This window comes from Magnetococcales bacterium (assembly GCA_015228935.1).
Lineage (GTDB): Bacteria > Pseudomonadota > Magnetococcia > Magnetococcales > DC0425bin3 > HA3dbin3.
Genome location: JADGCO010000124.1, coordinates 1 through 11,031, shown reverse-complemented (window position 1 = coordinate 11,031; position 11,031 = coordinate 1). Strand labels below are relative to the sequence as shown.

General features: G+C 54.1%; 10 protein-coding genes. 7 read left to right on the top strand and 3 right to left on the bottom strand.

What is annotated here, in order from left to right:
* Window positions 1-133 precede the first annotated feature (133 nt).
* Genes HQL65_18595 through HQL65_18585 form a run of 3 tightly spaced genes read left to right on the top strand, consistent with a single transcriptional unit; the run spans window position 134 to window position 5,671 of the window.
* Window positions 134-907, top strand: a complete 774-nt coding sequence (locus HQL65_18595; GenBank protein ID MBF0138247.1) for an OmpA family protein — start codon at window positions 134-136, stop codon at window positions 905-907.
* Window positions 907-2,316: a hypothetical protein gene (locus tag HQL65_18590; GenBank protein MBF0138246.1), complete on the top strand. Its 1,410-nt coding sequence runs from the start codon at window positions 907-909 to the stop codon at window positions 2,314-2,316. Before HQL65_18595 ends, HQL65_18590 begins: the two co-directional genes overlap by 1 nt.
* Before the next feature lie 13 nt (window positions 2,317-2,329).
* Window positions 2,330-5,671 (top strand): restriction endonuclease, encoded by a 3,342-nt coding sequence (locus tag HQL65_18585; GenBank protein MBF0138245.1) that lies wholly within the window; start codon window positions 2,330-2,332, stop codon window positions 5,669-5,671.
* 149 nt (window positions 5,672-5,820) lie between these two features.
* On the opposite strand, the gene HQL65_18580 is transcribed toward HQL65_18585, so the two are convergent.
* Both HQL65_18580 and hemL read right to left on the bottom strand, forming a co-directional pair.
* Window positions 5,821-6,117 carry a hypothetical protein gene (locus HQL65_18580; GenBank protein MBF0138244.1) on the bottom strand — a complete coding sequence of 99 codons (297 nt, stop codon included), beginning with the start codon at window positions 6,115-6,117 and terminating at the stop codon, window positions 5,821-5,823.
* A gap of 125 nt (window positions 6,118-6,242) precedes the next feature.
* Window positions 6,243-7,523: a glutamate-1-semialdehyde 2,1-aminomutase gene (gene hemL / locus HQL65_18575; GenBank protein MBF0138243.1), complete on the bottom strand. Its 1,281-nt coding sequence runs from the start codon at window positions 7,521-7,523 to the stop codon at window positions 6,243-6,245.
* 291 nt (window positions 7,524-7,814) lie between these two features.
* Between hemL and HQL65_18570 the strand changes: the two genes are divergently transcribed.
* Window positions 7,815-8,099: an integration host factor subunit alpha gene (locus HQL65_18570; GenBank protein MBF0138242.1), complete on the top strand. Its 285-nt coding sequence runs from the start codon at window positions 7,815-7,817 to the stop codon at window positions 8,097-8,099.
* Window positions 8,100-8,221: 122 nt separating this feature from the next.
* Here the strand turns inward: HQL65_18570 and HQL65_18565 are convergent, their stop codons facing one another.
* Window positions 8,222-8,791 (bottom strand): winged helix DNA-binding domain-containing protein, encoded by a 570-nt coding sequence (locus HQL65_18565; protein MBF0138241.1) that lies wholly within the window; start codon window positions 8,789-8,791, stop codon window positions 8,222-8,224.
* A 716-nt stretch (window positions 8,792-9,507) separates the two neighbouring features.
* Here HQL65_18565 and HQL65_18560 point away from each other — a divergent pair.
* From HQL65_18560 to rfbC, 3 genes are all read left to right on the top strand, one after another.
* Window positions 9,508-9,729, top strand: coding sequence for a hypothetical protein (locus tag HQL65_18560; GenBank protein MBF0138240.1), 222 nt, complete (start codon window positions 9,508-9,510; stop codon window positions 9,727-9,729).
* A 30-nt stretch (window positions 9,730-9,759) separates the two neighbouring features.
* Window positions 9,760-10,233, top strand: a complete 474-nt coding sequence (locus HQL65_18555) for a hypothetical protein (protein ID MBF0138239.1) — start codon at window positions 9,760-9,762, stop codon at window positions 10,231-10,233.
* A gap of 151 nt (window positions 10,234-10,384) precedes the next feature.
* Window positions 10,385-10,930 (top strand): dTDP-4-dehydrorhamnose 3,5-epimerase, encoded by a 546-nt coding sequence (gene rfbC / locus HQL65_18550; protein ID MBF0138238.1) that lies wholly within the window; start codon window positions 10,385-10,387, stop codon window positions 10,928-10,930.
* Window positions 10,931-11,031: the final 101 nt, after the last annotated feature.

Genomic DNA, 11,031 nt, shown 5'->3' with positions numbered 1-11,031 from the left:
CACAGCCCTTCCCCCTGGACCCCCATCCCAGTTTTTCATTCGTTTTTTTTCGAAAGATTGACTCATGATCCATGGACACCATCGCGTAAAACAGTGCAACACTGAAGAAAAAGAAGAAGATTATTTCGCTTCCATGACCGACATGATGGTGGGGGTTCTGTTTGTTTTCATTATTCTCTTGATGTATTTTGCCATTCAATTGCGTCAGGCCACCGATGTCAAACAGGATGAGGTGGAACAGATCAAACGGGAAAGAGACCTGTTACGCCAGGAAAAGGAACAATTGCGAAAAATGGTGGAACGCCTGAACAGCGTGGATGCCAGCCGCAAACGCCTGATCGAAGAGGTGGCCGAACGCCTGCACCAGGAGGGCATCCGGGTCAGTCTCGACATGGAAAACGGCATCCTTCGCCTGCCCGAAGAGATTCTCTTCGATTCCAGCAGTCACGAACTGAAACCGGAAGGACGCCGCGCCGTCGATCTTCTGGCCAGGGCACTGCTTCAGGTGCTGCCCTGTTATGCCTCGGTCGCGACCGGCACACCCTCTGCCCCCTGTTCCGGTTTCCCCATGGAAAACCGGGTGGAGACCATTTTCGTGGAAGGCCACACCGACGATACGGGAACCGATACCGATAAAGGCAGAACCTACAACTGGAATCTCTCGACACTGCGCGCCATTGCCACTTTCGGCCTGCTCGACGCCAATCCGGAACTGGGACGTCTCATCAACGGGGCCGGCAAACCCCTCTTTTCCGTCTCCGGTTATGGCTGGCGTCGCCCGGTGGCCAACAACGATTCACCCGACAACAAACGCAAAAATCGCCGCATCGATCTGCGCATTGTCATGGAACGCCCCTCATCCCGAGTGTTGGAACAGTTCCAGAAACAGTTCCTGGAGCCACGCTGATGGGACTCAAGGAATTTTTGGCCACCTTGCGCCATGGACATGCCCTTCCACCTCTGGCCTTGCCTCCCGAACATCCCGTGCATCTCGAAAAGGCCCTCCTGGAACTGGGCAACCTGGAAGGCAAACCACCCAAACCACCACCTGATCTGGATGCCATTGAACGAACCCTGCGCACGGCAACGAAGGAAGGAACCTTGCATTTCATCACTGCCAGAATGTGGCGTGAAGTTCCCTGGTGCCTGTGGCGAGGTGCCAGACCCTGGTTGGCCGAAACCGGTTTCCTGAATGACTACCTCGGCAGACTCGGCACCCACCCGCGACGTAGTGCCCTGCGCACGCTTATTCATTTTTATCTTCTGGAGTTTGATCCCGGCAAACCCGGTTTTATAACCTTGGCAAAGGTGATTGCTGATGCCGTGGGACATTGGGACTGGAAATGGGCAGCAAGGCAACGAAATCACCGATTATTTGACCCGGTCACGGGACCAAGGCGCTTGTGTGATGCCATCATGGCGCATCCGCAACGCGATTTCGCTGCCATCTTCGCCGGAGCCGGTCTGGTGCATGCGCTGGCCGTCGGTGGATTTGCTGCGGCAGGGTTTGCATGGGCATTGCGGACCATCCACAAGGAGTTGGCAGCCGGGACCATGACTCCGGCCCAGATGCAGCAATTTCTGACCTGGGCTGGTCTGGAAAGAGAGGGGTTGCGCCACCCAATCCATGCCCCGAAACTGACTACGGCCCTGCTCTCGCCATTTCGTGATCATGACCCCCCTGAGACCATGAAGCAGGCCATCCGCAACTTTCTGGTGGAACGGATCGGTGACCCCCGCATCAGTTCCGCTTCCACGTGGGACCGACTGGATCAACAGGACAAGAATGTCATTCTGCGCTGGTTACTGCGCTTTTCCCTGGAACAATTCATCGCAATTGTCAAAGAGTTTGCCGACCAGAAGGAACCGGATCAATGGATGTTTCGCCAGGCATTCTGGATGGCCTATTTCCGGAAAGGTTACATTCGCGAGGCCTGGGTTGTTCTGGCAAAAGAACCGGCTGCCTTTGCAAGTGCAAAATCCAGGGAAAACCAGGATCCAGGCATGGGTCGATTCGGACGTGTCTGGGGAAGTCCATCCAACAAGCAGGCCGTTCTTCTCATGAAGATCGGCGAGTTGATCATCGCCGATTGGAGTTTCATCGGTAAATGCCGCATCTGGCGGGCCAATGACAGCACTGCGCCCAATTTTTACCAGAATGTATACGAAGCCGGGCAACTAAATGCCCAGGATGATCCATCCATGGCTTTCCCGCATTCGGCTCCTTCCGGCAAGGGTGGTTGGCAGTTGAAAATTTCGAACCGCATTCGGGAACTGACGGGCATTGACATGCATGCAAGTACCTACATGCCATGAAAAGAAGCGGATCATGAACCATCAATATTTCCGGCACGTTGTCCATCCAGAGGGAGTCCGACTGGAGCGGATCGAAAAAAAATTGTTCAGAGAACACATCATTCCCGTTGTGAAATGGAGTGACCGTGCCCCCGCCGACCAGCTTGCCACTCTGGACTGGATCCAGGCCCGTCTGGCCGAAGAACTTCCCGGTATCGTGCGTCTGGAAAATGCAGAAGCGATCATGCTGGGACATGATGTTGTTGCCAACCTGGGCACGACCCACGCCCGGGCCATGGGATTGCCGGATCCCGTGCCCCATACCCTGCATTTGGAAAGCCGGGGAGCCATCACCGACGCAGAGTTCCGGATTGCCTGCGTCTGGATGGATCGTGGCCGGGAACTCCATGGCTGGCAGCGTCTGGGGGCTTTTCTCATGCAAGGGTCTTCCCAGTGGCGCATTCCCAACCCCATGTTCGATATCGTCGAGGCCGTGGATGTCTTTCGCAACAGCAAAACCGCAGATGATCCGATTCGTTTTGCCCAGTTGGCCCGCATCAAGGATATTCTGGCAGCCCCCGCAACCGAAAACAAAATCGGCATGGACGGCTATTTCCGATCCATTCGCATGGCCCATGCCTCGGCCTTTTCCCTGCGTTTGCAAGATGGCAAGGATGGCGTCACCTTCGAGCCGATTCTTTTCACGCGACGCCTGCGCGAAAGCAGCGTCGAGGAAAATGGGGAAATTACGGAAACGGAAGGGTTGTTGACCGAGGCAGATCAAAATGTATTCATTAAAAATCGGTTTCTCCGCTATACGGAATGCCGGGATCGTTACGCCCTGAGCGATGGATCCTACCTCTACATCGATCCCGACTGCCGGGAAGCTCTGACCGTCGTCCGGCGCATGCAACAAGCCGATCCGGAAACCCGACGGAATTTTGTCCGCACCCCCCGGCTCTATCTCAAGGAGACTCTGGGTGACTCCTGGCCGGACTCCAGCATCGACAGCCTGTTCATCGAAACCGAGGAATTTTCCGACCGGGTTCTCGGTATTGGTCTGTGGCAGCAGGAACATTTACCATTTTTGAAACAGGTATCGGAAACCTGGTTGCCGGAGCGGTTCAGCATCACTTTGGGCAATCAGGAGGTAACCCTGGGACGCGACGAACTGCCCGAATTGACCCGCAAGATCGAAGATGCCGTGGCCGCCGAAGAACCGACAGTATCCTGGAACGGCCAGGAGGTTCCCGCCACGCCGGAAATTCTTGAAAAATTACATTCTCATACCCGGCAACTGCCACCCCCTGACGAGATCGATTCCGACCCGGAAACAGATGAGGAAGACAAGAAAAAATATTTTGTCGAGGTCAAGGAGAACTATGAGAATGTCGTTTACCGACACGAAACTGTCCAAAAAGACGAAAAATCCCTCTCCGACACGGATTTGCTGAGTGGCATCCTGCGCACATCCCTGAAACCTCACCAGCAGGAAGGGTTTGCGTGGCTGTGCCAATCCTGGCATGCAGGTCTGCATGGTCTCCTGCTGGCCGATGACATGGGACTGGGCAAGACTCTTCAGGCCCTGGCGTTTCTGGCCTGGTTGCGCCGCAAAGGGGAAAAACGACCCCTTCTGGTGGTCGCTCCCACCGGCCTGCTCGTCAACTGGCAGGAAGAGGCACGCCGACACTTGCAGGATGGTTTTCTGGAACCCTTTTGTCAGGTCTATGGCAGCCACCTGCGATCCTTGAAGGAACTTACCCAGGGCACGGACATTGAACGTGGCACTCCGGGCTTGAAAATTGAAAAAATAAAAAATGCTTCGCTGGTATTGACCAGCTATGAAACCTTGCGCGACTACCATATGAGCTTTTTATCCATTCCTTTTGTCGTTGCCGTATTCGACGAGGCACAGAAAATCAAGAATCCGGTGTGTCAACTGGCCCGGGCGGCCAAAAGCGTCAAGGCTGACATGATACTGACCATGACCGGCACCCCGGTCGAAAACCAACTGGCGGATCTATGGTCCATCATGGATCTGTCCATTCCTGGATTTCTGGGCAATCTCAAATCGTTTGTTCAGGAATATCGTGCCGAAGACCCTGCCAGCCTGCAACACCTGCATGAAAAGCTGACCAGGGGAGAACAAGATCGGCCTCCCCGCATGCTCCGGCGCATGAAACATGACCATTTGCCAGGATTGCCGGAAAAAATTCCACACAACATCGTTGAAACCATGCCACAAAAACAGGCCGAGGTTTACCGCAAAACGATTCTCGACCATCAACCCGGGCGCAAGGGAAGCATGCTGGAAACCTTGCACACCTTGCGGGGTCTCTCTCTGCACCCGGTCGGTCCCAGGGATGTCTCTCTCAAGGAGCGCAACCAGGACGACGCCTACCGGCTCCAGTCGGCACGTTTTCTGGCCGCTTTCCGGGTATTGGACGAAATCGCCAAAAAGAAAGAAAAAGCGTTGATTTTTTTGGAAGACCTGGAGATGCAGGACCGGCTTGCCGGCATGCTCAAACGTCGCTATGCACTTCCCCATCTGCCGTTGATCATCAACGGCACCATCGCCGGGGAAAAACGCCAGGAAGCAGTGCATGAATTCCAGAAGGAACGCGGGCAAGGCCTGTTCGATGTCATGATTCTCTCGCCCAAGGCCGGCGGTGTCGGCCTGACCCTGACGGCTGCCAATCATGTCATCCACCTCTCCCGCTGGTGGAATCCGGCTGTCGAGGATCAATGTACCGACCGGGTGTATCGCATCGGGCAGACCAGAACGGTACACGTCTATTATCCAATGGCCATCCATCCAGACAAGGATATCGCTCCCGTCAGCTTTGACCGGAAACTGGATGACCTGTTGACCCGCAAGCGGGAACTCGGCAAAAACATGCTCCTGCCTCCCGTCCTGCCCGGCCACGACGAAACAACACTGTACGAGGCTGTCATGCCGGACAGCACAAGGAAAATGAATGAAATTCTGGCAGAGATCGACCGCATGGAACCCGGACAGTTTGAAAGATGGGTCCTGGAACAGGCCCAGGCGGTTGGCTTTCAGGTGACACCAACCGGGGGACCGGGTGATGGCGGTGCCGATGGGATCCTCATTCACCCAGAAACAAAATGTGCCATCATCATTCAATGCAAACACCGGCAACCGGAAGCCACTTGTGACACCGAAGCTGTGGATGACCTGGTGCGTGCCAAAAAACGGTATCAGAAAGAGTACGAGAAGCCTTTCCTTATTGCCCTGACCAATGCCAAAGGCTTCAGCGCCAGGGCATGCGCGGAAGCCAAAAGAAACGACATCCGCCTGCTCACCCGACAGGACCTTGTCGCCATGCCGAAAATCCTGGAACAATATTTGTAGATTATTGAAAAGCGTTTGGCGTGCCCAGGTTTGGCAACGGATGACCCCGCTACGTTCCTGCCGAAGAACCAGAATGGACCAGCGGCGGGCAAGGTGTCGGAATCCAAATATGCAAGGAGAAAAATCCGGGACTATTGACTGAAAAATGATCAATGGCCCAGGCGACGTTTATAGGCATCCAGTTGCCGCATCCTTGGGGTATTTCCGGGTATTTGGACCGGATTGGTTTTTGGCGAAGGCCTGGCCGTGATCGATGGTGCCGGCTTTTCCGGGGGGACATCCGCAGGAGAGAGGGATGCCTTTTCCGGAGAACTCTTGCCAAAGGCACTGCCGATGGCACCAATCGGCAAGCGGGATTCACGCTCGGAGAGTGGAATGGGCTGGATGCCGGTTTGTTTCCGGAACTGACGGATCAGATTCAAGATCGTGTCATTCGAGGCTGGCATGTTGGGTGACCTCATCATCTGTATGATGTATCGATTTTCATTGACGAGCGCGATACCCGCGTTCCCGGAATTTTCTCCCGGGAACGCGGGCATCCTGCCCATACCCCGACAATAAATTCCCCTTTTTACAATGTGCGACTGACCTGTCTGGCCGCTTCCAGGGTCCGGTCAAGCAGGGCATCGGTATGCCGAATGGAGACAAACCCGGCCTCATACTGGCTCGGAGCCAGATAGACGCCGGCGGCCAACATGCCATGAAACCAGCGGTTGAATCGTTGCAGATCACTGGTTGCCGCCTCGGCAAAATCGCGCACCCTGGGCAGATTGGTGAAAAACAGACCAAACATCGACCCCACCCGGGTTCGGCAATGGGCAATGCCGGCCTCGGTCAAAATCGCACCGATGCCCTCGGTCAGGCGATGTGTTGACCGCTCCAGGGTATCATAGAAACCGGGCGCGGAAATAATGTCCAGGGTGGCCAGACCTGCCGCCGTGGCCAGGGGATTGCCCGACAGGGTACCCGCCTGATAGACCGGACCGGATGGCGAGATCTGTTCCATGATATCCCGACGCCCGCCGTAGGCCCCCAAGGGCAACCCGCCACCGATCACCTTGCCCAAAGTGGTCAAATCCGGCTGGATTCCGTACAAGGATTGCGCCCCGCCCAGGGCGACCCGAAATCCCGTCATGACCTCATCGAAGATCAGCAGGGCACCATCGGCGCGACACACTCTTTGCAGGCCGGCCAGATAACCCGCCTCGGGCAGCACACACCCCATGTTGCCGGCCACGGGTTCGACGATCACGGCGGCAATGGTTCCGGGACGTTCGGCAAACAGGGCCTCCACCTTCGAAAGATCGTTGAAGGGCAGGGTCAACGTATCCTGTGCCACGGAAGGAGGGACCCCGGGCGACGACGGCACCCCAAAAGTGGCCGCCCCGGAGCCGGCCTTGACCAGCAGGCTGTCGCCATGCCCATGATAACAGCCGTCAAACTTGAGAATGGCGTGCCGACCGGTAAAAGCCCGTGCCAGGCGCAAGGCACTCATGGTGGCTTCCGTCCCGGAGTTGACCAGCCGGACCATCTGCACGGACGGAACCCGTTCTACAATGGCCTCGGCCAGGCGGACCTCCGCCTCGGTTGGTGCCCCGAAAGACGAACTCTTGCCCGCTGCCTGACAAATGGCCTCCACCACCCGGGGATGGGCGTGTCCGGCAATCATGGGTCCCCACGATCCCACATAGTCGATGTAGGTCCGTCCATCCACATCGGTCATTTCCGCTCCCGAGGCCGACTGGATGAACGGAGGCGTCCCCCCGACCGACTTGAAGGCCCGCACCGGACTGTTGACCCCCCCGGGAATCACCTCCCGGGCACGATAAAAAAGTACCTCTGAACGATTCATGCTCACCTCGATGCCAACCCGCTCGGACAGGGAATTCCACCCCTCTCCGTTCCGGGCGCATAAAAAAGATTCACAATAACAAGGATAGATGCTTTCCTCGGACCAGACAAACACGGTAGAATGAAAATTCCGGTGAATGCCGCACCACCCGCACCATGCGGCACCTGCGCGACCAGGCAAAACCAGGGCCCATTCGGTACACCATCATAGACGACGCCCCCGTCCCGGGAAACGGTCTGCGGCTTTGCGAATGCGCCTCATTGGGTTTTTCGGCCAACTTGGAGAGACCAGATGACCAAAGCTGATATCGTGGAAACCGTCTATCAAAAGATCGGACTGTCAAAGAAGGAGTCGGCCAACATTGTGGAATCGGTGTTCGAGATTATCCGCAATCAATTGGAAGAAGGGGATCCGGTCAAAATTTCCGGCTTCGGAAATTTTACCACCCGTAAAAAACGCACCCGCCAGGGTCGCAATCCCAAGACCGGCCAGGAAGTGGAAATCACTGCCCGTACCGTCGTCACTTTCAAGCCGAGCCAGATTCTCCGGGAAAAAGTCAGCCGCTCTTCCCGTTGAACCCTGACCGCCCCTCCTTTGCCACCAGCCGAAAAACAGCAAGGCCCTCGGATGATCGAGGGCCTTGGCATTCAATACACGGCTATACACATGTGCATAGATCCTATGCACATGTGTGTAGACTACGACCTGCGCGTATAGATGGCATGCCGAAGGGTGCCATTCCTGACTATTTTTCCCTCTTTTTTTAATCGGTTAAGCAAATGGTATGCCTGTGAAGCCGAAATCCTGCACAACTCGATGACATCAGCCCGTTTGATGGAACCATGCTCCTGCATGAACCGCAGCACCATCTGTTCCTGCTGGATCGGATCGAAGCCGGCCTGTCGGATATAGCCAGCTTTTTGTCCCGCTTTTCGATATACCTTGGCACTCAAGGTATAGGTGCGACCACGGGCAGTGCCATGCGCCACCAGCAAACCGGTTTCGATCAGGCGCTCCAATGCAGACCTGGTTTCCGACTCCGATTTCTGGGTAGAGATGGCCAGTTCCGCCGTCGTCAGACGCCGCTCCTGACGCAGCCGGAAAAGAATGATCAGGTTGCAGAAGGTCATCCGAGGTGGCAACCAGTTGCCGGGATTTGGCAACGCGAATCCTGGCGACCTGCATCCCATCGTCTTCCTCCAGCACATCAATGCGCTTTCGCCTTCTTTTCGAATGACGTCCAGGAAGTGGTGATCTGCCACACTCATCAGGAATCCCTATCCATCCATGATCCAAACGATACGCAGGTGGGCTGTTTGCCCCGCGTGACAGCTTGAAGCGCACAAGGTCCAACGACCAAAACCAAGCGGTAGCAGGGATGGTAGGTTTTTTGGTGACATTATTCCAGTCACCTGATGCCGATATGGTCTCGCAGGTGACTAACTGTCCTGTTCTGGCGACAAGCCGCCGCATGCGGTCACTCAGTTTTGATTATACGGTTCATTGATTCCGTGATTTGTCAATATTAAAAAAATTACTGGATGAAATTTTTTCTGGTTGCGTGATCGGTTTTTTATGGTCTAATTTGTAACCTATTGTAAGAATAAATTGTAATTCGAATTGATTGTAGGATAAAACTTTATATACTTGAGAATTCTGCGCATTTTTTGTGCATTTTCGTTTAAATTATGCATATGATTTAATTGAAATATATGTAGTTAAAAATTTTGCTTGCATTTGGCCAAATGGGCAAGCCATGATCCGCAATCTTGAGTTTTTTGTGAAAAACACAATGTGTATCTCAGAAACATGAACGACCAGTTATGCATAAGTGATTGTCTTTAAAAGCTATCCTTAAGGATTTTGTGCATCACAAGACAGGAGGATGTTTAATTTATTAATGTGTTGTGCAAAATTTCTGGCAAATTGGGCCAAAAAGGCCATGGAATCCGTTTTGAGCTTGAGTGAAAGGAGCTGGGGGACAATGGCTTTTCCAAGTGATGAAGAACTTCAAAAAATGTATGGACATGTGTTCGCGGACCCCGTGATCACTGCAATTTCCAATTGGCGGGAAGAAAACGAGGACGACATCGTCGATGAGGAGGAATATTTGGAAAAAGCGGAGAAAAACGTTAAGGCGTTTACTGCAAAGCTCGACGAGGTGTTTGGTAAAATTCTTTCCAGGGGTACTGGAGAGAATCCCTGAGCCAGGGAGCCATCTCCGATAAGATATGCGATGACAGAAAAACAAAAAATCAGAAGATTTCATTCCCTCAAAGAATTGTATCGCTTGATGGTTATAGAAGGAAAATGGAGCGGTGTCGAAATCGATGAAAGGCTTCTGCGTCACTGTATTGAATCGTATTATGATGACCTGCGCAGGCATAAGAATTATCACTTCATAGAAGTGGCAGATCGGCATAAAAGAGCATCTTATATGATGAAGTGGATTGTCCGGATTCGGCCTGTGCAGTTGATACCAACAACAACAGCAGCAGCAGCAGCGGAAGAAACGCATAAGTTTCTGGTAAACGAGTCGTATGCTTTTTATGTTGCTCTCAATTATCTCAATATCGGGTCGTCGGATCTGCTGTCGGCCGATTATACCAGGAATTTTTTGTACAATCTGCATTACCGTCCTATTGTGGCCGAAGCCCTGGCCTCGGAAATGTACCTCCTTGAGCAGGCTGTCCATGGTCAACCTCCCTGAGTTTTCTCTTTGGATTCTTTTCTGAAATTCCGAAACATGCGGCACCGGATTGTCTGCCGGAATTCGCTTCGGCTGCGTTGCAACGGGGATTTGTGTCTGTTTTCTTTCAAAACCTTGATCGAAACAAACGATTGAGTCACAATCCCCGGCCATGAAATTCATACCGACCTCACTCCCAGGTGTGTTGCTTGTGGAACCCCCGGTTTTTGCGGATGCGCGGGGGTTTTTCATGGAGACCTACCATCGGGACAAATTTCTGGCTGCCGGCATTGTAGACCCTTTTGTCCAGGACAACCACTCGCGCTCGGCGGCCAACGTGCTGCGTGGACTGCATTTTCAGGAGCCTTATCCACAGGGCAAGCTGGTACGTGTCCTGTTCGGGCGCATCTACGATGTGGCGGTGGATATTCGGCGCGAGTCTGCCCACTTTGGCCGTTGGGTCGGAGTGGAACTGAGTGCGGAAAATCGGCGGCAGTTGTGGATTCCTCCGGGGTTTGCCCATGGATTTTGTGTCCTTTCGCCGGAGGGGGCGGAAATTGCTTATAAATGTACCGATATCTACCGCCCCGAAGCCGACCGGGGCATCCTCTGGAATGACCCCGCCCTGGGTATCGCCTGGCCGGTGACCGACCCGCTCCTCTCCCCCAAGGATGTTGCCTGGCCCACCCTCGCCCACGCCCCCTGCCTGCCTGCCTGAATTATTCCTGCCTGAATTGTATCTATTCAGAACCCTTGCAAAAAAAGATTTGATATAAAAGACTTTGTTGGGGCTCCGCCCCAAACCCCGCCAGGGGGAAG